We start from the raw sequence: 24,025 nt of genomic DNA, 5'->3' as shown, positions 1-24,025 counted from the left end.
GCGCGGCCGCGAGCGGCGGCACCGGCGAGGCGGCGGCTTGCCCGGCAGCCAACCCGACCGGCAGGAGCAGCAGTTCGGGCGCCAGGAACTCCGGCAGTCGACCCCGCAGCCGTCCCCGGCGCCTCGCCACGGCCTCCGGATCGGGCCCCCGCCGCGGAGGCCCGTTGCCCGCCGGCACCAGCCTGGAGCGCCGCCCGCCCGGCAGCTGCTCCTGCACCGTGCGCCACGCCATGACGGCCGCCAGGCACAGCACCATCACCCAGCAGAGCATGAACTGACTCTGCGTCATATCATCACCTCCGTTGTCGTCGGTCTTTCCGTCCCGAGCCACCGAGCAACGCCACGGCGGCCACCACACACCCGCCCAGCAGCAGGACGAAGGCGAGTTCCACCACCCGTACGTCCGGCCCGGCCGGACCGGCCGCCGTCACCGCGATCACGACCGCCCCAACCCGAGCGACACCCCGCGCGCCGCCAGCAGTCCGACCAGCCGCTCCCAGCCCGCGCCGGGGCGCAACCCGCCGGACGCGGGAAAGGCCACCGCGGGTGTGGTCACGGCCAGCCCGGCGCCGTCCCCGGCCAGCGTGTGGATCTCCGCCACCCGGCGCCGCCCCGAGCCCGGATCACGGACCAGGTGCACCACCACGTCGAGCGCGGAGCGCAGTTGGCTGTGCAGGGCCGGCCGGTCGAGACCGGCGAGCGAGCCCAGGGCCTCCAGCCGGACCGGCACGTCCGCCGCCGTGTTGGCGTGGACCGTGCCGCAGCCGCCCTCGTGCCCGGTGTTCAGAGCGGCCAGCAGGTCCGACACCTCGGCCCCGCGGACCTCGCCGATCACCAACCGGTCCGGGCGCATCCGCAGCGCCTGGCGGACCAGATCCCGCAGGGTGAACTCGCCCAGCCCCTCCTGGTTCGGCGGGCGGCCCTGCAACCGGACCACGTGCGGGTGGGCCGGTTGCAGCTCAGCGGAGTCCTCGGCGACCACGATCCGCTCGTCCGGCCCGACCAGGCCGAGCAGGGCCGACAGGAGCGTGGTCTTCCCCGAGCCCGTCCCACCCGACACGAGCAGCGACAGCCGGGCCCGCACGATCCCCGCGAGCAGCTCCGCCCCCTCCGGTGGCAGCGACCCGCCCGCCACCAACTCGTCGAGCGTGAACGGCCGGGGACGGCAGACCCGCAGCGAGATGTGGGTGCAGCCGGCCGCGATCGGCGGCAGCACGGCATGCAGCCGGGTGCCGTCCGGCAGTCTGGCGTCCACCCACGGACGGGCGTCGTCCAACCGCCGCCCGGCCGCGGTGGCCAGCCGGTGGGCCAGCCGCCGCACCGCCTCGGCATCGGCGAACCGGACTCCGGTGGCCCGGTGCAGGCCGCCGCCACGGTCGACCCACACCTCGTCCGGCCCGTTCACCAGGACGTCCGTGACGTCGGACGCCGCCAGCAGCCGGTCCAGCGGGCCCGCACCCACCAGTTCGGCGCGCAGCGAGCGCACGGTGTCCAGGACCTCGTCCCCGCCGAGCGGCGGGCGGGTGGCCCGCAGCGCGGCCGCGACCGAGCCTGCCGTCGGGGCTGCCCCCGACTCGGCCAGTCGCAGCCGGACCGCGTCCACCAGGGCCGCCGTCCGCTGCTCGCGGGCCGTCCGGCCGTACGGGCAGGGCCCGTGCTCGGCCTCCGGCAGCCTGCCGGTCGGCGGCACGCTCCTGAGCGGCCGGTGCTCCCGCGCACCGGCACCCGGGCCGGACGAGCCGCCCCGCAGGACTGTTCGACGCAGACGGTCCATCAGTACACACCTCCTCCGACCACCGGCACCGGCGGCAGCACCTCGTTCAGGAAGGTCGCGCAGAAGCGTGCCAGCGGGCCGCTCTCCCGGCTCCCGGGCGGGACGCCCTTCACGACGTCCTGGGCCAGGCCCGGCTCCGGTTCCAGCTCCCCGGCCAGTGCCAGCCCCAGCCCGCGGACGATCTGCCGGGTCGCGAGCCCGGCGGCCTGCACCGGTCGCACCACGGCCCTGACGTCCCCGAGCCGCATCCGGGCCGCCGCCGCGACCCGGTCTGCGGCGGCCACCGCGCGCAGTTCGGACGGCACCACCAGCAGCGCCAGGTCGGACTGCTCCAGCGCCTGCCCGGCGGCGGCGTCGAGGTGACGGGGCACGTCGACCACCACCAGCCCGCCGCGCCGTCTGGATGCGGCCAGCACACTGCGCATGGCCTCCGGCGGCACGGTCAGGGTGTCGCCGCGGTCCCAGGACAGGCAGGACAGCGCGGTGAGCCGTTTGAGCGCCGGCAGCGCCCTGGCCAGCTCGGCCCCGCTGACCCGCCCGCGGGAGCCGGCCAGATCGGGCCAGCGCAACCCGCTGACCCGCTCGCCGCCGAGCAGGATGTCGAGGCCCCCGCCCAACGGATCGCCGTCGATCAGCATCGTCCGCCGGCCCGCCCGGGCGGCGGTGACCGCCAGCGCGCAGGCCAGGGTCGAGGCCCCGGCCCCGCCGCGCCCGCCGAGCACCGACACGGTGACCGCCGGGCACCCGACGCCCTCGGCCGCGTCGGCGATCCGGTCGAGCAGCCAGGCTTCGGCGTCGGGCAGGAACAGCACGTGCTCGGCCCCGAGCCGGACGGCTCTGACCCAGACTCCGGGGTCGTCCAGGTCCAGCCCGAGCAGCAGCACGCCGCCGCGCCGCCCCAGATCGGAGCAGCGGACCGCCTGGTCGTCCCCGACCAGGACCAGCGAGGCTCCTTCCCAGAGCTCCCGCGTCGGCGGCGCACCCCTGACCAGCCTCGGCTCGGTGCCGGCCGCCGCGCAGATCCGCAGCAGGTGCTCGGCCAGGCCCTCGTCCTCGGTGACGACGAGCGGCCCGGCGACAGCGGGGCCCTCGGCGGTGATGTGGTCGGCGATCGGCGTCGACAAGGTGGTCTCCCCTCCGCGTCGCCGGCCACCGGGGGTGGCCGGCGACGCACGTCGGACGGTTTCCGGCGGACAGCCGCCAGGCAGACCTCTGGGGGAGGAAGGGGGGTTGAGGCCCTGCCCGGCGACCGCCGCCGGTCATCACGGTGGGGGGAGATCCGGATTCCGTCATCCGAGTTCCGATTGCCTGTGGATAACTCGTGGACTGTGGATGAAAACGTTCACCCGGGCGGGGGGCTAATCGGCGAAGAATTGACGAAAGGGGGTCACAGAGATGAACCGGCGACCCGCCGCGTCCCGTCCGGTCGTTCTCCGGAGCACCGCCCGACACCGTCCGGACACCGCGCTCCGAGAGGCCGTCGCCACCGATCGGAACCAGCCGTTCGATCTTCGACCGGCATGAGCAAATGGCGACGCAGAGTGACGAAAGTCGGTCAGCGGTCCGAACCGCGGACACCCCCTGTAAGCCGCCGGAGCGGCGGCGCCGAATGCGCCGCGAAGGGCGTTCAAGCCCTGAAAATGGCCCCGGACGTGCGACGACCCCCGCCGGGGGGGAGAGCGGGGGTCGTCTATCCACAGCCCGACTCGGGGGGGAGGAGCCGGACCGGGTTAGCACGGTCGCGAACGATCCGTGACTTCCATGGTGTACCCGAGCGGCCAGAAACACAAACCCACACGCCCACGAGTACGCCGAATGGCGGGGTCTTTTGCGGCTCCCTCTATCCTCGGTTCCCGTGGACACCACCGAGAACGCCGACGACCACGCCGACGAGTCCCAGGGCGACACCACCGGGCCCGGAGAACTCCGTCCGCCCGACCTCCCCCGACCCGGCGGGCTGCGCACGGCGGCCTTCTTCGACCTCGACAAGACCATCATCGCCAAATCGAGCGCGCTGGCCTTCAGCCGCCCGTTCTACCAGGGCGGCCTGATCAACCGTCGGGCCGTACTGCGCAGTGCGTACGCCCAGTTCGTCTTCCTGGTCGGCGGCGCGGACCACGACCAGATGGAGAAGATGCGCGAGTACCTCTCCGCACTCACCCGGGGCTGGAACGTCCAGCAGGTCCGCGAGATCGTCGCCGAGACCCTGCACAACCTGATCGACCCGATCATCTACGACGAGGCCGCCTCGCTGATCGAGCAGCACCACGCGGCCGGGCGGGACGTCGTGATCGTCAGCAGCTCCGGCTCCGAGGTGGTCGAGCCGATCGGCCGGCTGCTCGGCGCGGACCACGTGATCGCCACCCGCCTCCAGGTCGAGGACGGCTGCTACACCGGCGAGATCGAGTACTACGCCTACGCCGAGAACAAGGCCGCCGCCATCCGGGAGTTGGCCTCGACCGAGGGCTACGACCTGGCCGCCTCCTACGCCTACAGCGACTCCTCCACCGACCTGCCGCTGCTGGAAGCGGTCGGCCACCCGTCGGCCGTCAACCCGGACCGCGCGCTGCGGAAGGAGGCGCAGGCCCGGGAGTGGCCGGTGCTGGTCTTCGAGAAGCCGGTGGAACTGCGGCGCCGGCTGCCCGAGTTCTCCGCTCCGAGCGGTTCGGTGCTGACCGCCGTGGCGGTCGGGACGGCCGCCGTGACCGCCGGGGTGATCTGGTACCTGGCCCGCCGGCGGCGCCCCGCGGCCTGAGCGGACCGTGTCGCCCGGCACTCCTTGGACAAAACGGTCAATCGGGACAGACTTCTCGTTTCGGGTTCCCCTTTCGCCCGAAACGCGATACAAATGAAGCACGGCCCGCGAGACCCGGTCAGGACCTAAGAGGTCAAACCGACAACGCAGTTAAGGCCCCACGGACCGCACGTACAGATATCCGGGCACCCACATGCAGCCGACCCGCTGTCGGGCCGCCGGACCAGACGAACGGGCAGGATCCCCGTCTGATCGGCACTTCCGGTGCATGCATGGTCACCCGGTATCTGCACCAGCGGCGGCACCCAGCAGGAGCGGGTGCCGCCGCATCATCGTGTCCGCACGCCCCTCGACGGGGCGCTCGCGCCGGTCAGGACCGGCCGCTCAGACCATCCCGCGCTGCATCGCCTCGCAGACCGCCGTGCTCTCGCGCACGCCGAGCCGCAGCGCCCGGCCGCAGTGCGCGATCCAGGCCGCCATCCCCTCGGGGGTCCCCGCCAGATAGCCGGCGAGGGCCCGGCGGTGGGCGGCGGTGCCGAGTTCGGCCAGGCCGACCTCGGCCGGGCAGACCGACTTCGGGTCGAGGCCCTCCGCGATCAGCACGATCCGCTGGGCGGCCCGGGCGATCACCCCGTTGTGGGTGCCGAACGGCCGCAGTGCGAGCAGTTCGCCGTGCACCACCGAGGCCACGACGAGGGCCGGCGTACCGACGCCCTGGCCCTCCGCGCGCGCCACCAGCAGCCGGGAGAGCTGGTCGAGCCTGGCCGCGACCTCGTCCGCGCCCGGGGCGGGCGGCAGCACGGGCAAGGGCCCGTCCACGGCGTCGACCTCGACGCTCTCCACCGGCTTCAGCTCCAGCGGGAACAGCTCCTCGGCGCCCTCCCCGGCCCGCCGCGGGCGGCCCGCGGCCTGCTCGCCGTCGCCGACCGCGAGCAGGTGCAGCCGGGCCAGCACCTGGAGCGGCGAGTGCCGCCAGATGCTGAGCAGCTGACCGGCCTCGGCGGCGATCCGCAGGGCCGCACCGACCGTCCTGGCCTCGGGTTCCGCGCCGAAGTCGCTGCGGCGGCGGACCTCCTCCAGCGACCAGTCGGCCCCGGCCAGGGCCGCCGAAGCGCGGGCGCCGCGCAGCGCGGATTCGGAGGTGACCTCGGCCGCGCGGCGGCGCATCACCCGATGGCCGTAGAGCCGGTCGACGGCCTTGCGCACCTCGGCCACCGCGTCGGGCACCCCGGGGAGCTGGGCCAGCGGGGCGAGGGGATCAGTTCCAGTGCTCACCTACCCGAGAGTAATGAACAGACCGCCCCTCCCGGAACAGCAACCCCGCATCACCCGTTAGAGGCAATCCTCACTTCCCGCCCCCGACGGACCCCAAACCCCGGCTAGCATGACCGCTATCGGAGACGATAACGATTTCCAACTAGGGGATCCCGCCCCCACGCGGCCCCTGGGCAGGCGGCCCGTAGCGAGGGCCCAGAGCGAGAGCCGGAGTCCCCAGATGAAGATCGCCTTCGTCGGCAAGGGCGGCAGCGGGAAGACCACGCTGTCCGCCCTGTTCATCCGCCACCTGGCAGCCAAAGGCCGGCCGGTCATCGCCGTGGACGCCGACATCAACCAGCACCTGGGCCCCGCCCTGGGGCTGACGGACGACCAGGCGGTCGGACTGCCCTCGCTGGGCGGGCACCTGCCGGAGATCAAGGACTACCTGCGCGGCAGCAACCCGCTGATCCGCTCCTCCGACGAGATGATCAAAACCACGCCGCCCGGCCGCGGTTCGCGGCTGCTGCGGATCGTTGAGGAGAACCCGGTCTACGCCTCCTGCGCCCGCCCGATCGCACTGGACGAGGGCTCCGTCCGGCTGCTGGCGACCGGCGCCTTCACCGAGGAGGACCTCGGGGTGGCCTGCTACCACTCCAAGGTCGGCGCGGTGGAGTTGCTGCTCAACCACCTGCTGGACGGCCCGGGCGAGTACCTGGTGACCGACATGACCGCGGGCTCGGACTCCTTCGCCTCCGGCCTGTTCACCCGCTTCGACCTGACCTTCCTGGTGGCCGAGCCGACCCGCAAGGGCGTCTCCGTCTACCGCCAGTACAAGGACTACGCCCGCGACTTCGGCGTGCGGCTGCGGGTGGTCGGCAACAAGGTGCAGGGCCCGGACGACCTGGCCTTCCTGCGTCGCGAGGTCGGCGACGACCTGCTGACCACCTTCGGGCAGTCGGACTGGGTACGTCGCCTGGAACAGGGCGCCGAGCCGCCGCTGAAGTCCCTGGAGCCGGCCAACCGGGCCGTGCTGGAGGAACTGCGGATCGAGGCCGACACGGCGTACGGGCGGCGGGACGCGCGCCGCTACACCGAGCAGGCGGTGCTCTTCCACCGCCGCAACGCGGAGAGTTGGGCCAACTCCAAGGTCGGCATCGACCTCGCCACCCAGGTGGACGACGACTTCGTGCTGGGCGAGTTCGCGGACGAAGACGAGCGCACGTCCCCGGCGGGCGCCCACGTCTGACCCGCTCCACCGCAGCCGGACGGGCCGCGGCCCTCCCCACCCCGGGGAGGCCGCGGCCCGTCGGCGTACCAGGACCCGGCCCGTTCGTCCGGGCCGACCGCCGCCACCAGCAGATTCCCGGCGGTTCGACCACCACCCATTGGGGTGAACGAGGGGGTTTTCCGCTTCCCTCCCGTAACCACGCTGTGCAAAGCTTTCATTACCCTCGGTTTACCGAGTCTTGATGGTTCGCCCGGTGGCCCTCGCGAGACGTCCCGCACCTCGCCCGGACCCCTGGCGGCCCTGATGGTCAACGCCGGCCGGTGACATCCCGCACTCCCCCGCCGCGCCCACGCCATCCCGCCACACCGTCGCGACCCACGACAGCCGATCCGCCCCGGCCCCACGCCGGACCCACCACCGGACCTGACTGCGTTCGCTCCCCCGGACAGACGGGAAGACAATGACCCTCGACATCTCCAGCGCCCCCATCGCCTCCGACACCACCGACCACGCGCCACCGGGCCCGGGCTCCCGGATCCGCTGGGCCCAGGACCTCTCCGCCTCCCTCGTGGTCTCCCTGATCGCCGTGCCGTTCTCCCTCGGCATCGCGCTCGCCACCGGCGCCCCGCTCACCGCCGGCCTGGCCGCCGCGGCCGTGGGCGGGATCGTGGTCGGACTGTTCGGCGGCACACCGCTCCAGGTCAGCGGCCCCTCCGCGGCGCTGACGGTGATCACCGCCGGACTGATCGCCCAGTACGGCTGGCGGGCCACCTGCGCCATCACCGTCGCCGCCGGGCTGCTCCAACTCCTGCTCGGCGCACGCCGGGTGGCCAGGACCGCGCTCGCCGTCTCGCCCGCGATCGTGCACGGCATGCTGGCCGGAGTCGGAATCACCATCGCCATCGCGCAACTGCACGTCGTCCTGGGCGGCTCGCCGCAGGGCTCCGCGATCGCCGACCTGCTCGCCCTGCCACGGCAGTTGGCCGACCCTCGCCCACCCGCGCTGGTGGCCGGCGCGGCGACCGTGGCCGTCCTGATCTGCTGGCCTCGGCTCGGCCGGCTCCCGGGCCGTGCGGGAGAGTTCGGCGCCCGGCTGGCCGGGGTGCCGGGTCCGCTGGCCGGTGTCGCGCTGGCCACCGCGCTCGTGCTCGCCCTGGACCTTCGGCTCGCCCACGTCGAACTGCCCGCCTGGCGGCCGGACGTGTTCCTGCCCACCCTGCCGCACGGCCCGCTCCTCGGGCTGCTCGCCGCCGCCCTCACCGTCACCGCCGTGGCCAGCGTGGAGTCGCTGCTGTCCGCCGTCGCGATCGACCGGATGTCCCGCCGCACCGGCGACCTCGACCGCGAACTGCGCGGCCAGGGCCTGGCCAACCTGGTGAGCGGCCTCGTCGGCGGGCTGCCGATCGCCGGTGGCGCGGTGCGCGGCACCGCCAACGTGCGGGCCGGCGCCCGGACCAGGTGGGCCTCGGTGCTGCACGGCGTCTGGGTGCTGGCCGCCGCGCTGGCGCTGACCGGCGGACTGCGCCGGATCCCGCTGGCCGCGCTCGCCGCGCTGGTGCTGGTGGTCGGGCTGCAGATGGTGCGCTTCGCGCACATCCGCAAGGTGCACCGGCACCGCGAGTTCCCCGTCTACCTGATCACCGTGCTCGGTGTGGTGGCCGGTGGCGTGCTGTGGGGCGTCGCGATCGGGGCCGGCACCGCCGCACTGCTCGCCCTCCACCGGCTGACCCGGGCCCATGTGGACGTCGAGACCGGCCCCGACGGCACGGTCACCGTCCGGACCCACGGCCCGCTCACCTTCACCGCCGTCCCCCGGCTCGGCCGGGCCCTGGCCGGCATCCCGGCCGGGGCCGGGGTCACCGTGGTCCACGACGGCTCCTTCCTGGACCACGCCGCGTACGAGACGCTGCACACCTGGCGAGCCGGGCACCAGAACGCGGGCGGCCGGGTCTCGATGGTGACGCGACGCCAGGACGACGAGGTGCTCGATCCGGACGGCACGGTGCGCGCGGGCAGTCCACCGGGCCCGCACCGCTGCCGGGCCTGGACGCCCTGGGTCGGCCACCACTGCATCGAACAGCAGGAGGACCCGCACGGCCGGCTGCTGGACGGCGTCCGGGTGTTCCAGTTGCACACCGCCCCGCTGGTCAGACCGGAACTCGCCAGGCTGGCCCGGGAGGGGCAGACGCCCTCCCAGCTCTTCCTGACCTGCGCGGACTCCCGGATGGTCACCAGCATGATCACCAACAGCGGTCCGGGCGACCTGTTCACCGTGCGCAACGTGGGGAACCTGGTGCCGGCGCCGCACGAACCCGGTGCGGCGGACGACTCGGTGGCCGCCGCGGTGCAGTACGCGGTCGAGGTGCTGGAGGTGCGCTCGATCACGGTCTGCGGCCACTCCGGCTGCGGCGCGATGCAGGCCCTGCTGGACGGAGTGCACGAGCGCCCGGGGCAGCCCACCCCGCTGGCCCGCTGGCTGCGCAACGGCCGCGGCTCGCTGGACCGGCTCCGGCGGGTGCCGGCGGAGTTCGCCACCAGGCCCGTGGTGGACGTCGCGGAGCAGCTCTGCATCACCAACGTGGTCCAGCAGCTGGACCAGCTGATGGCGAACCCGGCGGTGGAGCGCAGGGTCGAGGAGAGCACCCTGCGGCTGGTCGGGATGTACTTCGACTTCGCGACGGCCCAGGCCTACGTCCTGGACCGGGCAGCCGGGACGTTCAGCCCGGTCGAGGCCCGCAGCGAGAACCACGGTGAAGACCGCAGCGAGGATCGTGGCGGCAAGGAGCATCCCGGGAACGGCGCTGCGGCCCGAACCGCAGCCCGAACCGAGGACGACGCCGGGAGCCACACCACAGGCAAAATCGAACACCACGCCGAGGCCGATACCGGGACCGGCCCCCGTGCCCGACCCCACACAGCATCGGCCGAACGGGTGAATGAGGACGATCGGATTCCGGTAGAGGGCAGCGGGGAGGGCCCACAGCTGGCCGCCTGAGAGCCGGGTCCGTGCCCCCGCCGGGCGGGCCGGGGCACGGGCCCACCCACCCTCGCACGGATCGCCGGCTCTCCGCGGCGGACCGCACGGGAAGTCGGCCGCCCGTCGGTCAAAGGTCTACACCAATTCACAGGAGCCTCTTGTCAACTGCCCCGTTCGCCTGGTGAGCTGTGCGCTGGGACACACGGGACAATCCCCACGCACGGGATCGCCCCCGATCATGACTCGATGAGGAGTGCGCGTTGAGCAACGAGAGCCTGGCCAACCTGCTCAAGGAGGAGCGGCGCTTCGCCCCGCCGGCAGAGCTCGCCGCAGCCGCCAACGTCACCGCGGCCGCGTACGCGCAGGCCTCCGAGGACCGTCTGGGCTTCTGGGCCGAGCAGGCCCGTCGCCTCACCTGGGCCGTCGAGCCGACCGAGACCCTCGACTGGTCCAACCCGCCGTTCGCCAAGTGGTTCGCCGACGGCAAGCTCAATGTCGCGTACAACTGCGTCGACCGCCACGTGGAGAACGGCCTGGGCGACCGGGTCGCCATCCACTTCGAGGGCGAGCCCGGCGACAGCCGCTCGATCACCTACGCCCAGCTCAAGGACGAGGTCTCGCAGGCCGCCAACGCCCTGCTGGAGCTCGGTGTCCGCAAGGGCGACCGGGTCGCCGTCTACCTGCCGATGATCGCCGAGGCGGTCGTCGCGATGCTCGCCTGTGCCCGGATCGGCGCCACCCACTCGGTGGTCTTCGGCGGCTTCTCCGCCGACGCCGTCGCCTCCCGCATCCGGGACGCCCAGGCCAAGCTCGTCATCACCTCCGACGGCGGCTACCGCCGCGGCAAGCCCTCGGCGCTCAAGCCCGCCATCGACGAGGCGCTCACCAAGGTCGACGGCGTCGAGCACGTCCTGGTGGTCCGCCGCACCGAGCAGGACGTCCCGTGGACCGAGGGCCGCGACGTCTGGTGGCACGAGATCACCGCGCGCCAGTCCACCGAGCACACCCCCGAGGCGCACGACGCCGAGCACCCGCTGTTCATCCTCTACACCTCGGGCACCACCGGTAAGCCCAAGGGCATCCTGCACACCTCGGGCGGCTACCTCACCCAGGCCAGCTACACCCACCACGCGGTCTTCGACCTCAAGCCGGAAACCGACGTCTACTGGTGCACCGCCGACATCGGCTGGGTCACCGGCCACTCGTACATCGTCTACGGCCCGCTCTCCAACGGCGCCACCCAGGTCATCTACGAGGGCACCCCGGACACCCCGCACCAGGGCCGGTTCTGGGAGATCGTCCAGAAGTACGGCGTGACCATCCTCTACACCGCGCCGACCGCGATCCGCACCTTCATGAAGTGGGGCGACGACATCCCCGCGAAGTTCGACCTGTCCTCGCTGCGGGTGCTGGGCAGCGTCGGCGAGCCGATCAACCCCGAGGCCTGGATCTGGTACCGCGAGCACATCGGGGCCGGCAAGTGCCCGATCGTGGACACCTGGTGGCAGACCGAGACCGGCGCCATCATGATCAGCCCGCTGCCGGGCGTCACCGAGACCAAGCCGGGCTCGGCCCAGCGCGCCCTGCCGGGCATCGCGGCCACCGTGATGGACGACGAGGCCAACGAGGTGCCGAACGGTTCCGGCGGCTACCTGGTGCTCACCGAGCCGTGGCCGTCCATGCTCCGCACCATCTGGGGCGACGACCAGCGCTACATCGACACCTACTGGTCCCGCTTCGAGGGCCGCTACTTCGCGGGTGACGGCGCCAAGAAGGACGATGACGGGGACATCTGGCTGCTCGGCCGGGTGGACGACGTCATGCTCGTCTCGGGCCACAACATCTCCACCACCGAGGTCGAGTCGGCCCTGGTCGGCCACCCGTCCGTGGCCGAGTCCGCCGTGGTCGGCGCCACCGACGCCACCACCGGCCAGGCCATCGTCGCCTTCGTGATCCTGCGCGGCGGCGCCACCGAGAGCCCCGAGCTGGTCGAGGAGCTGCGGGCGCACGTCGGCCGCACGCTCGGCCCGATCGCCAAGCCGAAGCAGATCAAGGTGGTCGGCGAGCTGCCGAAGACCCGCTCCGGCAAGATCATGCGCCGCCTGCTGCGCGACATCGCCGAGGGCCGCGAGGTCGGTGACACCACCACCCTGGCCGACAGCACGGTGATGAGCCAGATCCAGGCCCAGCTCCCGGCCTCGGACAACGGCAACGGCTGAACCCACCGGGCCGGCGACAGCCGGGCCCACCAGGCCGGCGACGGCTGAACCGGGCTGAGACGGACTGAGACGGACAACGGCTGTGCCCCGGGCGGTGACCACCGCCCGGGGCACAGCCGTTTCGGTCGCCACGACGCCGCGTCCACCCCCACTCGCCGCGTGGGCGAGCGGCAGCCGTCCGGGACCGTTCGGCGCTCTTCAGGACCGTCCGGGCGGCGGTTCGGTGCTCCTCCGGAGTGCAGAACCGGCCCACAGGGCTTAAGTCCTTGAGTAGGACAATCCGGATGTCACCCGAATCTCCCGCTAGACTGTTAGGGACGTATCAAGATCCCTTGACGGGAATCGCGGACGTCACAGGGCGCGCCGGGAAGTCTGGTCGGCAACTACACCACCCGTGTATCCGTTGCCGCTCCCAGCCCCAGGAGGTCCCCGTGACCGATCAGCCGCCCGTCCACGAGCCGACGACCCGCCGCCGGCAGTTCCTCGGCCGGCTGTCACTGCCCGAGCGCACGTTCATCACCGACGCCCTGCGCACCGAGACGGTCGGCGGCATGCTGCTGCTGGGCGCCGCGGCCATCGCGCTGATCTGGGCCAATGTCTGGCCGCAGGCGTACCAGAGCATGCTCGACTACACCGTCGGTCCCTCCGCCCCGCTGCACCTCGACCTCTCCCTGGCCACCTGGGCCAAGGACGGCCTGCTGGCGATCTTCTTCTTCGTCGCCGGGATCGAGCTCAAGCGCGAATTCGTCGCCGGCGAGCTGCGCACGCCCAGTGCCGCGCTGCTGCCCGTGGCCGCCGCCGTCTGCGGGGTCGCGCTGCCCGCGATCCTCTTCGCCCTGGTGAACTCCGGCAGCGGCGGACACCCCGGTGGCTGGGCGATCCCGACCGCCACCGACATCGCGTTCGCACTCGGGGTGCTGGCCGTGGTCGGCAGCCACCTGCCGTCCCCGCTGCGCGCCTTCCTGCTCACCCTGGCCGTGGTCGACGACCTGATCGCGATCCTGATCATCGCGGTCTTCTACAGTCACGGCATCAAGTTCTGGGCACTCGGCCTCGCCTTCGCCGGGCTGGTGCTGTTCTGGTTCCTGCACCGGCGCGGTGTCCACGGCTGGTACATCTTCGTGCCGCTGGCCGTCGTGACCTGGGCGCTGATGCACGAGAGCGGCATCCACGCCACGGTGGCGGGCGTCGCGATGGGCCTGATGCTGCGCTGCCACCGGGAGGGCGACGAGAAGCACTCCCCCGGCGAGCACATCGAGCACCTGGTCCGCCCGCTCTCGGCCGGCGTGGCCGTCCCGCTGTTCGCACTGTTCTCGGCCGGGGTGGTGATCTCCGGCTCGGCGCTGCGCGAGGTGTTCACCCAGGCCACCCCGATCGGCATCGTGGTCGGGCTGCTGGTCGGCAAGTCGGTGGGCATATTCGGCGGTACCTGGCTGACCGCCCGGTACACCAGGGCCGAACTGAACCCGCAGCTCAAGTGGTCCGACATGGTCGCCGTCTCGGTGCTCGCGGGCATCGGGTTCACCGTCTCGCTGCTGATCAGCGAGCTGGCCTTCCCCGACGACCCGGACCTCGCCAAGCGGGCCAAGACCGCCGTCCTGCTCGGTTCGCTGATCTGCGCGACGGTCGCCACCGTGTTGCTCAAGCTGCGCAACCGGCACTACCGCGCGCTGTGCGAGGAGGAGGACCGGGACGTGGACGGGGACGGCATCCCGGACGTCTACCAGGAGGACGACCCGGCCTGGCGGGCACGGGTCGGCGAGGCGGCCCGCCCGGCCACCGGCGAGGACCCGGGCTCGGACCACCAAGGCCACCAGGGCCACCAGGACCGGCCCGGGCCGCAGGCCTGAGGCACGGCTGGGATCCGCCCGGGACAGCACCGGAAGCCCCTCAGAAAGACCCTCCGGAAGGCCTCCGAACTGCGTCCGGAGGGCCCCGGCCGCCGGGACACGTCCCTCCGGCGGGGCCCCGGAGTGGTGTCCGACTGACCGGTAGGGGCATGATTCTGAGCTGTCGACAATCCACAGACGTCTCCGGAACCCCCACCGGCTCCCGGAACCGCACACCCGCGGCGGCGTCACGCCGCACAGCCGCAGAGGAGAACCGCTGATGCCCGCAGGAGCCGCAGACCCGTCCAGCAACGGCCGGGCGCCCTACGAGGGCGAGCGTTCGGTGGGGCAGCTGTTCGCGGCGGCCACCGCCGACCTGTCCGCGCTGGTCCACGACGAGATCGCGCTCGCCAAGGCCGAGATCAGGGCGGACGTCAAGCGCGGCGTCTCCGGCGGCGTCTCGTTGATCGTCGCCGGCGTGGTGGCGCTGTTCTCCATCCCGATGCTGAGCGCCGCCGCGGCCTTCGGCATCCACGCGCTGGGCCTCTCGCTGGGCTGGTCCTTCCTGGTCGTGGCCGGTGCCTACCTGCTGCTCGCGGTGCTGCTCGGGGTGCTGGCCTGGCGCTCGTTCAAGAAGATCGAGAAGCCGGTCCGCACCATCGAGGGCGCCCAGAAGACGGCCGACGTGCTGAAGAACGCCCGTCCGCGCCCGGCCACCCAGGAGGAGATCGACCGGGCCCTCGGTCGCATCCCGTAGGTCCGTAGGTCCGTGACTCCGTGAATCTGTGAGCCCGTGAATCCGTGAGCCCGCGACTCCGTGATTCCACGGATCCATGAGCCCGGGAATCCGTGCTCCGCGGGTCCATGGGCCCACCGGCAGGAGCGTCTCCCTGCCCCGCGGCGGGGCCCCGCGCCGACCGGCCGCCGGACCCGCCGACAACGAGTGCCGGGCACGTGTCCGACGCGCGGATGTGACACGCTCTCGGTATGCCGCTTGACCAGAAGCCCGTGCCCGCGCAGCCGTCCGCCGACTCCGGTCCCGACTCCGGCGCCGGCCTCACCCCCGAAGGCCCCGGCACCGCCTCCGACGGCCCGGCCGGCACCGCGCCGGACGGCCGCGACGGCCTCGGCACCGCGCCGGACGGCGCCGGCCTGGCGCCCACCCCGGAGCCGGAACGGGAGCCCGGGCGGAAGCCGGCACGGGAACCCGTCGAAGCGGCCTCCGGCGACGCCCCGGCGCAGGGCGGCGAGGCCTGGAGCGTCCGGCAGGCCGGCCCGTGGACGCACCGCGACCTCGCGGCCAACGGCGCCCGCTTCCACATCGCCGAGCTGGGCTCCGGCCCGCTGGTGCTGCTGGTGCACGGCTGGCCCGAGTACTGGTGGGCCTGGCGCCACCAGCTGACCGCGCTCGCCGCGGCCGGCTACCGGGCGGTGGCGCTCGACCTGCGCGGCGTCGGCGGCAGCGACCGCACCCCGCGCGGGTACGACCCCGGCAACCTCGCCCTGGACATCACCGGTGTGATCCGCTCGCTCGGCGAGCGCCGGGCGCACCTGGTCGGGCACGCCTCCGGCGGCACCCTGGCCTGGGTGGCGGCGGTGATGCGTCCGTCCGTCATCCAGAGCCTGACCGTCGTCTCCGCCGCGCACCCGCGGGACCTGCGCCGGGCGCTGCTGACCGACCGTCGGCAGTTCGCCGCCTTCGAGCACGTGCTGGGCTTCCAGCGGCCGTGGATACCGGAGCGCCGGCTGGTGGCCGACGACGCCGAGCTGGTCGGCGGCTACCTGACCTCCTGGACCGGCCCGAACGGCCTGGACGAGGCCGCCGTGCACGCGTACCGGCAGGCGATCCAGATCCCCAGCACGGCGCACTGCTCGATCGAGCCGTACCGCTGGCTGCTGCGTTCGCTGGCCCGGCCGGACGGCATCCAGTTCGCCCGGCGGATGAAGAAGCCGATCACCGCGCCGACCCTGCACATCCAGGGCGCGGCGGACCCGGTGCTGCTGTCGCACACCGCGCTCGGGGGCGGCGAGTACGTGGCCGCGCCGTACCGCTGGCGGCTGCTGCCGGGGGTCGGGCACTTCCCGCACGAGGAGGCGCCGGAGGAGTTCACGGCCGAGCTGCTGGACTGGATCGGCCGTCACAAGGAGTAGCCGGTGACGGGTGGGGCAGGGCCGGACGTGCGGTCGGCACCGGAAGGGCCGTTGGGCCCAACTCCCTTGGCTTGACGCTCATATGACATCCGCATAGGCCAATTTCGGCGAGGCCGGGGCGGTTACCCCCACCGGCCCAGGGGCATCCCTTCCGGTATGAGTTGGATGCCCGAAAGCGGCGGCGCTCCGCGCGGCCGACGCCACAACAGCCCCCAGCGTTCCGCCCACCGGCCCGACCGGGCGGACGACCTCGGTTTCGACGGCCCCGACGGCCGTCAGCGCACGGAGCGGCGGCAGCTCGGCATCCCCCGCATCCTCGGCCGGCGCGCCCGCTGGGTGGGCGCACGGCTGCGGCGCGAGACCTGAGGCCTCGCGCCGCGTCACACCGGCCGTCACACAGCCGCCACCTCGGCCGCCACACAGCCGTCGCACAGCGGTCGCACCGGCCGCCACACCGGCCGGGATGCCGGGCACCCGGCACCCCGTTCAGTTCACGATGGTCGGCGACAGCGCGGTGAACCAGAGCAGGACGAAGGTCGCCACCGACATGATCGGCACCAGCACCTTGGTCTCGACGCTGTTGCCGCTGCGCTTGATCAGCACGATCTCGTAGCGCTCCTTGTGCGGCCAGAGCAGCGGCGCGCCCTTCTTCGTCAGGCAGTCGCCGAGCAGGTGTGCCAGCGTGCCCAGGGCCACCGCGTACGGGAGCCAGCCGGGCGAGTTGGGCATCCAGGTGTTCATCCCGAAGGTGCCGAGCGCGGCCAGGCCGATGACGGTGATCCACGCCTCCGGGCCGTCGCCCGGCGGGCAGAGCCGCAGGGCCCTGATCGCCAGCGCCAGCAGGAAGAAGGTCAGCCCGAGGGTGAAGTTGCGGCCCAGGAAGGTCACCCCGGCCCAGGTGCCGGCGCCCGTCAGCGCGACGAACAGCAGCGAGTGGGTGGCGTGCCGGTGGCCTCCCGAGGCCCAGGCCACGAAGCGGCAGAGCGCCTTGGAGACCGGGCCGAGGAAGTTGGCGATCGAGCCGTCGTGGTGGTCGAGGTCCGGCAGCAGGGCCGCGCCCGCGCACAGCACCGTGCCCATCAGTATGTCCGCCGGCTGCAAGGTGGTGTGCAGCAGCAGCGGGGGCAGGAAGGGAGCCGAGGCCGCGTACAGCATCGCCCCGCTCACCGCGTGCGAGTGACCCATCATCGGACTGCCGGGACCTCCCGTCGGGCCCACTCCTGGACGGCGTCCGATTGAGCCGAACGGGTGAGCGCGGCCGACGCTATCAGGGCCGCCTGACGGTGTGACGGATATCGGGCGGTCCGGTCCGGCGCGCCCTCCGGACCACGATCGGCGACCGGGGAGCGGCGGCCGGCGACCGGCCGCGCCGCCCGCTCAGAGCGCGCAGCCCTGGGTGTCCACCCGGGCGGTCGCGGCGACGCCCCGCTCGGCGTCCTCCCTGACCTCGGCCGCGGTCAGCACGTAGCCGGTGTCCGCGCTGTCCAGGGACTTGGCGAACACCACGCCGTACACCTCGCCGTCCGGGGTGAGCAGCGGCCCGCCGCTGTTGCCCTGCCGGACCACCGAGCGCACCGAGTAGACGTCACGGACCACCTGGCCGCGGTGGTAGATGTCCGGGCCGTTGGCCTGGATCCGGCCGCGGATGCGGGCCGGCTGGACGTTGAAGGCGCCGTTCTCCGGGAAGCCGGCCACGATCGCGCTGTCGTTGGTCTTCGCCTCGCCTGCGAAGGTCAGCGCGGGGGCGTTCAGCTTGGGCACGTCCAGGACGGCGATGTCGCGCTGCCAGTCGTAGCGGACCACCGTCGCGTCGTACAGCTGGCCGACCCCGCCGATCTGCACGGTCGGCTCGTTGACCCCGCCGACCACGTGGGCGTTGGTCATCACCCGGTGCGGGGCGAAGACGAAGCCGCTGCCCTCCAGGGTCTTGCTGCAGGAGGTCGCCGTGCCGACCACCTTGACCAGGCTCTGCCGGGCCCGCGCCACCGCCGGGCTGGCGGCGAGCGCGGGGTCGGGGGTGTCGACCTGGGTGATCGGCTCGTGCTCGAAGGGGTTGAACACCTGCGGGAAGCCGTTGCGGGCGAGCACCTTGGAGAAGTCGGAGAACCAGTTCGGCGCGTCGCCGGGCAGTGCGTCCTGCACCCCGCCGAGGACCGCCGAGGAGCGGACCTGCTTGGAGACGGTCGGGAGCGACGCCCCGGCCAGCGCCGACCCGATCAGCCAGGCCACCAGCAGCATCGAGACGACGTTCACCACCGCGCCGCCGGACGCGTCCAGCACCCGGGCCGGGCGGCGTCCGATGTGCCCGCGCAGCTTCCAGCCGAAGTGCGCGGTGACCGCCTGGCCGATCGCGGCGAGGACGATCACCACCACGACGGCCACCACCGAGGCCGTGGTGCCGGGGCCGATGTGGTCGAGCACCAGCAGCGGCAGCAGTTCGACGGCCAGCAGGCCGCCGCCGAGGAAGCCGACCAGCGAGAGCACGCCGACCACGAAGCCCTGCCGGTAGCCCGACACGGCGAATGCCACGGCCGCGGCGATCAGCAGCACATCCAGGACGTTCACCCGGACACCCTCCCACGGTCCGCGCGCCGGACGCACCGACGGCCCGTCACAACGGACCGGACCCGCCGGACGCGCCGCCGGCCGGTCACGAGGCGCCGGAGTCGCCGCCCGGCAGCGCCCTGGAGTGTTCGAGGTCGCCCTGGACCAGGGCCAGCGCCTCGTCCGAGAGGTCGACGATCCGGGACGGGTCCCACGGCAGCTCCATGCCGCTGTGGTGCAGCACCCGGTCGATCACCCCGGCGGTGAAGCCCCAGACCAGCCGCCCGGCGACCGCGAAGGCCGACCCGAGGTGCCCGGAGGGGTGCCGCAGCCGCACCCGGTTCGCCGGGTCGGCCAGGTCCGCGAGCGTGACCCGGAACACCGCGCCGGTCTCGCCCTCGTCCACCGGGTGCACCGGCGACTCCTCGCGCCACCAGCCGAGCACCGGGGTCACCACGAAGTCGCTCACCGGGATGTACAGCCGGGGCAGCTCCGCGAACACCTGCACCCCGGCCGGGTCCAGCCCGGTCTCCTCCCAGGCCTCGCGCAGCGCCGCCGCGATCGGTCCGGGACCGTTCGGGTCGCCGTCCTCCGGGTCCAGCGCGCCGCCGGGGAAGGACGGCTGGCCGGCGTGCGAGCGCAGTGAGCGGGCCCGCTCGATCAGCAGCAGGTCGGGACCGTCCGGCCCCTCGCCGAACAGCATCAGCACGGCCGCGGGACGGCCGCCCTCGGCCGGCGGCAGGAAGCGGCTCAGCTGCTCCGGCAGCACCCGCTCGGCCGCCTCCTGCACGGGCGCGAGCCAGTCCGGCAGACCGTGGGGCTCGATGCCCCGCACGGCGCCTCCGGTCTCCGGGCCGCCGGGGTGCCCCCACCGCTCGCTCATGCGTCCACCGCCAGGTCCGCGACCCGCCCGTGGTGGACGGCGGCGTCCGCGCGGGCGGCCGCCTCACCGGGGAAGTCGGCCGGGGGCCGGAGCCGCTGCCCCGGCTGACCGCCCATCTCGTACTTCAGCAGCTTGCCCGCCTTCTCCGGGTCGGTCTCCCCCTCGCCGTACGCGGGGCAGAGCGGTGCGATCGGGCAGGCGCCGCAGGCGGGCTTGCGGGAGTGGCAGATCCGGCGGCCGTGGAAGACCACGCGGTGCGAGAGCATCGTCCACTCCGACTTCGGGAAGATCTCGGCGACGGCCGCCTCGACCTTCACCGGGTCCTCCTCGGTGGTCCAGCCGAACCGCCGGGCCAGCCGCCCGAAGTGGGTGTCCACGGTGATGCCGGGGACCCCGAAGGCGTTGCCGAGGACGACGTTGGCGGTCTTGCGGCCGACACCGGGCAGGGTCACCAGGTCGTCCAGCCTGCCGGGCACCTCGCCGCCGAACTCGTCGCGCAACGCTATCGAGAGGCCGATGAGCGACTTCGCCTTGTTCCGGAAGAAGCCGGTCGGGCGGATGACCTCCTCCAGCTCCTCCGGGTTCGCCGCCGCCATGTCCTCCGGCGTCGGGTACTTCGCGAACAGCGCCGGGGTGGTCTGGTTCACCCTCAGGTCGGTGGTCTGCGCCGACAGCACGGTGGCCACCAGCAGTTGGAAGGGGTTCTCGAAGTCCAGCTCCGGATGCGCGTACGGGTACAGCTCCGCCAGCTCGCGGTTGATCCTCCGGGCCCGCCGCACCATCGCCAGGTGCGATTCCGGCTTCCTCGGCTTCCCCGCCGCCTTCTTCGCCACCGGCTTCGCCGCGGCCGTCCGGACCTTGCTCTCTGCCATGCACGAAGGCTACGCCGACCGGCGGACCGCTCGGGGCCGATCAAGCGCGGAAACGGCCCCTGGCAGGGCCTGTTGTCTAATGAACCCCGCCCGTGGCCGTCACCTGACAGGGGGAGAGTGCGGATGATCAGGGTCCTGCTGGCCGAGGACATGAGCATGGTGCGCGGCGCGCTGATGGCCCTCCTCGCCTACGAGGAGGACCTGGAGGTCGTCGCCGACGTGGAGCGCGGGGACCTGGTGGTGCCGACCGCCCTGGAGGTGCGTCCGGACGTCGCGGTGCTCGACATCGACCTGCCGGGACTGGACGGGCTGCGGGCGGCGGCCGAACTCCACGAGAAGCTCCCCGGCTGCCGGACGCTGGTCCTCACCGGACTGGTGCGACCCGCGTACCTGCGCGCCGCGTTCTCCGCCCGTGCGCTCGGGTTCCTCGGGAAGGACGCCCCGGCGCAGCAGCTGGCGGCGGCGATCAGGGAGGTGGCGGCCGGCCAGCGGGTCGTCGACCCGGAGCTGGCGCTGGCCGCCCTGGACGTCCGGGAGAACCCGCTGACACCCCGCGAGTCGGAGGTCCTGCGGCTCGCGGCGCAGGGGGACTCCGCCGACGAGATCGCCGCCCGGCTGTTCATCTCGACGGGCACCGCGCGCAACCACCTGGCCGCCGCGGTGGCCAAGACGGGAGGGCGCGGCCGGGTCGACGCGATCCGGATCGCCGAGGAGATGGGCTGGCTGCCGACGGTCTAGCTCCACGGCCGGCCCGGCGACGCCCGGCGACGCCCAGCCCGGACGGCAGATCGCTTCGGTGACATGGCGCCTCCGGCGTTGACGGACCGTGCGTTTCGCATGGATCCGACCATGACCGACCCCCGGCGAGGCTCAACGGGGCCTCCCTTCGTCAGCGAAGGACATTCCGGCCGGTACACCCGGAGCTAGGCTCGCGAGGACGTCGAGGGCGCCGTACCGGGGGAGCTGAGCCATGTGTTGAAGCCTGCCTGGCGGACGGTACGGGGCCGGAAGGCGGGCTTCGCCGGCGCCTTCACCGCGCTCGTCTGCGCCCTGGTCCTGACCACCGCCTGCGGGGTGCTGCTGGAGTCCGCCCTGCGCACCGGCACGCCCACCGAGCGCTACGCGGCGGCGGCCGCGGTGATCGGCGACAGCAGCCGGATCCCGGACGCGGGACCGCTGACCGCCGCACTCGCCGGGCTGCCCGGCGTCACGACCGCCGTCCCCGAGGTCTCCTTCCCCGCGTCCGTGGTCACCGCGGCCGGGCGGGTGCTGTCCGGGCCACAGGGCGGCCCCTCGCTGGGGCACTCCTGGGCGAGCGCCGCCCTCGGCCCGTTCCGGCTGGCCTCCGGCCGGGCCCCGGCCGGCCCCGACGAGGTGGTCCTCGACACCGCGACGGCCGCCCGCGCCGGGGTCGCGGCCGGTGACACCGTCCGGCTGGCCACCACCGGGGCGCCGCGCGGCTACACCGTGTCCGGGCTGGCCGCACCGCCCCGGGAGCCGGCCCGGCAGAGCGCGCTGTTCTTCGCCCCCGGGCAGGCCGCCCGGCTGGCCGGGACGGACACCGGTGCGGACGCGATCGGCATCACCGTCGAGAACGGGGCCGACCCGCGGGTGGCAGCCGAGCAGGTCAGGCAGGTGGTGGCCGCGGCCCGGTGGCAGGGCCGCCACGGGTACGCGTACGGGCCCCGGGTGCACACCGGCGACGAGCGGGGCGAGCTGGAGTTCCGAGGCGCTCCGGGGCCCGGGGACGGCCTCTCCTCGCTGGCCGGGACGATGGGTGTGCTGTCGCTGTTCGTCTCGGCCTTCGTGGTGGCGGGGGCGCTCTCGCTCTCCGTTCAGCAGCGGACGCGGGAGATGGCCCTGCTGCGGACGGTGGGCGCCACCACCGGGCAGGTGCGGCGGATGATCGCGCTGGAGACGCTGCTGCTGACCCTCCTGGCGGCGGTCGTCGGCATCCCGCTCGGCGCCGGCCTCGCCGCGCTGCTGCGGGGCGAGCTGGTCGACCGCGGGGTGGTCGGCCGGGACCTGCCGCTGCACCTCGGGCCGACCGCGCCGCCGATCGTCCTCGGCGGGGTGGTGGTGACCGCGCAGCTCGCGGTCTGGGCCGCGGCGCGCCGGGCCTCCCGGGTCGCGCCGACCCTGGCGCTGCGCGACTCCTCGGCGCCGCCGCCCGGCGTCGGCCGGGTCAGGACCGCCCTCGGACTCGCCGCGCTCACCACGTGCGGCGTGGTGCTGGCCCGTTCCACGGAAGGCCGCAGGGCGGCGGGGACGGCCGAGAGCATGATGCCGGCACTGCTGCTCGCGGTGGCCCTGCTCGGGCCGCTGATCGGCCGGGTCGCGAGCGTGGCGATCGGCGGGCCGGTGGGCCGGCTCTCCCCGGTCACCGGGTTCCTCGCCGCCGCCGCCCTGCGGGCGCGGCCCCGCCGTTTCGCCGCCGCCGTCACCCCGCTGGTGCTGGCGGTGGCCTTCACCGGCTCGGTGCTGTTCGTCCCGGTGGTCAAGGCCGCGGCCGACACGGCCGAGGACGGCCGCCGGTTGCTGGCCGACCACGTGGTCCAGGCCGACGGGATCGGCATTCCCCCGGAATTCGCCGCTGCCGCACGGCGGTTGCCGGGCGTCGAGGCGGCCGGCGGCCTGGTGTCCACGACCGCCATGGTGTCCGTCGGCGACTCCGGCTCCCACGGGGTGGAGGCCCGGATCGTCGACCCGCGGGAGTTCGCGCAGCTGGTCGACCCCGGGGTGACGGCCGGCTCGCTGGACGGGCTGCGCGGCGAGGGCGTCGCGCTGGGGCGTCATACGGCCACCGCGCTCCGGATCGGCGTCGGCGCCACCGTCCGGATCGAGTGGGAGGACGGCACCGGCGGCAGCGCCACGGTGGCCGCCGTCTACGACCGCGACGCGCGGTTCGCGGACGCGCTGCTGCCCGCCCCCTTCGCCGCCGGCCACGCCCCGGACCGGCTCGCGTCGACCGTCCTGGTCCGTACCGCCGCAGGCGCCGACCCCCGGCAGGTGGGCCGGGAGCTCCGGGGGCTCGTCCCGGACTATCCGATGGCCCGCGTCAGCGACCGGGCCGACTACGACGCGGCGCGCCGGCATCGGCAGGAGTCGGCCGGCGCGGTCGGGCGGCTGATGCTCGGCGTGGTCTGCCTGTTCACCGCGATCGCCGTGGTCAACACCCTCGTGATGGCCACCGGCGAGCGGCTGCGCGAGTTCGCGCTGCTGCGGGTGGTGGGCACCACCCGCGGCCAGGTGCTGCGGATGACGGCCTGGGAGGGCGGGATCACCGTCGCGGTGGCGGTCGTCCTCGGTGCGGGGGTCACCGCCGCCGTCGTGGTCCCGGTCAGCCTGGCGCTCGGCGGGACGGCCCGGCCGGCGCTGCCCTGGGGCTGGGTGGCCGCGGTCCCGGGCGGGGCGGCGCTGCTGGGGATGGGCACCGTCCTGCTGACCGCCCGGCTGGCGCTGCGACGCAAGCCGGTCGAGGTGCTGGGCGCGCACGAGTAGCCGGGCCCTCCGGGACGGTCAGGCGGCCCGGGAGG

General features: G+C 73.7%; 17 protein-coding genes and 1 pseudogene. 10 read left to right on the top strand and 8 right to left on the bottom strand.

The annotated features are described in order from the left end of the window. The 3 genes and pseudogenes from BU198_RS31320 to ssd form a co-directional block, all read right to left on the bottom strand. A pseudogene (locus BU198_RS31320) lies at positions 1-289 on the bottom strand (hypothetical protein); the annotation flags it as partial. 147 nt (positions 290-436) lie between these two features. Beyond that, positions 437-1,774, bottom strand: coding sequence for a TadA family conjugal transfer-associated ATPase (locus tag BU198_RS31315; protein WP_188300234.1), 1,338 nt, complete (start codon positions 1,772-1,774; stop codon positions 437-439). Then, positions 1,774-2,898 carry a septum site-determining protein Ssd gene (gene ssd, locus BU198_RS31310; protein ID WP_188300233.1) on the bottom strand — a complete coding sequence of 375 codons (1,125 nt, stop codon included), beginning with the start codon at positions 2,896-2,898 and terminating at the stop codon, positions 1,774-1,776. The genes BU198_RS31315 and ssd overlap by 1 nt, the downstream gene beginning before the upstream one ends. A gap of 833 nt (positions 2,899-3,731) precedes the next feature. Between ssd and BU198_RS31305 the strand changes: the two genes are divergently transcribed. Further along, complete coding sequence (locus BU198_RS31305) at positions 3,732-4,529, top strand: HAD family hydrolase (RefSeq protein WP_188300236.1); 798 nt, start codon at positions 3,732-3,734, stop codon at positions 4,527-4,529. Between the two features lie 384 nt (positions 4,530-4,913). Here BU198_RS31305 and BU198_RS31300 read toward each other — a convergent pair whose 3' ends face one another. Continuing rightward, positions 4,914-5,804, bottom strand: coding sequence for an oxidoreductase (locus BU198_RS31300; protein WP_188300232.1), 891 nt, complete (start codon positions 5,802-5,804; stop codon positions 4,914-4,916). 220 nt (positions 5,805-6,024) lie between these two features. On the opposite strand from BU198_RS31300, the gene BU198_RS31295 reads away from it, so the two are divergent. The 7 genes from BU198_RS31295 to BU198_RS31265 all read left to right on the top strand — a co-directional run bounded on the left by BU198_RS31295 (position 6,025) and on the right by BU198_RS31265 (position 16,556). Further along, entirely contained in the window at positions 6,025-7,032 is a 1,008-nt protein-coding gene (locus BU198_RS31295) for an ATP-binding protein (protein ID WP_188300231.1), read from the top strand. Positions 7,033-7,474: 442 nt separating this feature from the next. Further along, positions 7,475-10,009, top strand: a complete 2,535-nt coding sequence (locus tag BU198_RS31290) for a SulP family inorganic anion transporter (protein WP_188300230.1) — start codon at positions 7,475-7,477, stop codon at positions 10,007-10,009. Between the two features lie 242 nt (positions 10,010-10,251). Then, positions 10,252-12,210 (top strand): acetate--CoA ligase, encoded by a 1,959-nt coding sequence (gene acs, locus BU198_RS31285; protein ID WP_188300229.1) that lies wholly within the window; start codon positions 10,252-10,254, stop codon positions 12,208-12,210. Positions 12,211-12,641: 431 nt separating this feature from the next. Further along, a complete protein-coding gene (gene nhaA / locus BU198_RS31280; RefSeq protein WP_317620400.1) occupies positions 12,642-14,060 on the top strand; it encodes a Na+/H+ antiporter NhaA in 1,419 nt (472 codons plus the stop codon). A gap of 259 nt (positions 14,061-14,319) precedes the next feature. After that, on the top strand, positions 14,320-14,796 hold the full coding sequence (locus tag BU198_RS31275; protein WP_188300227.1) for a phage holin family protein: 477 nt from the start codon (positions 14,320-14,322) through the stop codon (positions 14,794-14,796). A gap of 395 nt (positions 14,797-15,191) precedes the next feature. Continuing rightward, positions 15,192-16,190, top strand: a complete 999-nt coding sequence (locus tag BU198_RS31270; protein ID WP_188300235.1) for an alpha/beta fold hydrolase — start codon at positions 15,192-15,194, stop codon at positions 16,188-16,190. 156 nt (positions 16,191-16,346) lie between these two features. After that, positions 16,347-16,556: a hypothetical protein gene (locus BU198_RS31265; RefSeq protein WP_159028462.1), complete on the top strand. Its 210-nt coding sequence runs from the start codon at positions 16,347-16,349 to the stop codon at positions 16,554-16,556. Positions 16,557-16,676: 120 nt separating this feature from the next. Here the strand turns inward: BU198_RS31265 and BU198_RS31260 are convergent, their stop codons facing one another. From BU198_RS31260 to nth, 4 genes are all read right to left on the bottom strand, one after another. Then, positions 16,677-17,378 carry a metal-dependent hydrolase gene (locus BU198_RS31260; protein WP_188300226.1) on the bottom strand — a complete coding sequence of 234 codons (702 nt, stop codon included), beginning with the start codon at positions 17,376-17,378 and terminating at the stop codon, positions 16,677-16,679. 189 nt (positions 17,379-17,567) lie between these two features. Continuing rightward, a complete protein-coding gene (locus tag BU198_RS31255) occupies positions 17,568-18,755 on the bottom strand; it encodes a MarP family serine protease (RefSeq protein ID WP_188300225.1) in 1,188 nt (395 codons plus the stop codon). An 85-nt stretch (positions 18,756-18,840) separates the two neighbouring features. Next, positions 18,841-19,617, bottom strand: coding sequence for an NUDIX hydrolase (locus BU198_RS31250; protein WP_188300224.1), 777 nt, complete (start codon positions 19,615-19,617; stop codon positions 18,841-18,843). Beyond that, complete coding sequence (gene nth / locus BU198_RS31245; protein WP_188300223.1) at positions 19,614-20,489, bottom strand: endonuclease III; 876 nt, start codon at positions 20,487-20,489, stop codon at positions 19,614-19,616. Before nth ends, BU198_RS31250 begins: the two co-directional genes overlap by 4 nt. A 123-nt stretch (positions 20,490-20,612) precedes the next feature. Here nth and BU198_RS31240 point away from each other — a divergent pair, with 123 nt between their 5' ends. Next, entirely contained in the window at positions 20,613-21,227 is a 615-nt protein-coding gene (locus BU198_RS31240) for a DNA-binding response regulator (protein WP_188300222.1), read from the top strand. Between the two features lie 234 nt (positions 21,228-21,461). Beyond that, positions 21,462-23,990 carry an FtsX-like permease family protein gene (locus BU198_RS31235; protein ID WP_188300221.1) on the top strand — a complete coding sequence of 843 codons (2,529 nt, stop codon included), beginning with the start codon at positions 21,462-21,464 and terminating at the stop codon, positions 23,988-23,990. The last annotated feature ends 35 nt before the right edge of the window (positions 23,991-24,025 follow it).

The sequence above is a fragment of the Streptomyces sp. CBMA156 genome (assembly GCF_014596515.1).
GTDB lineage: Bacteria > Actinomycetota > Actinomycetes > Streptomycetales > Streptomycetaceae > Kitasatospora.
This window is presented reverse-complemented; position numbering and strand designations above follow the sequence as displayed.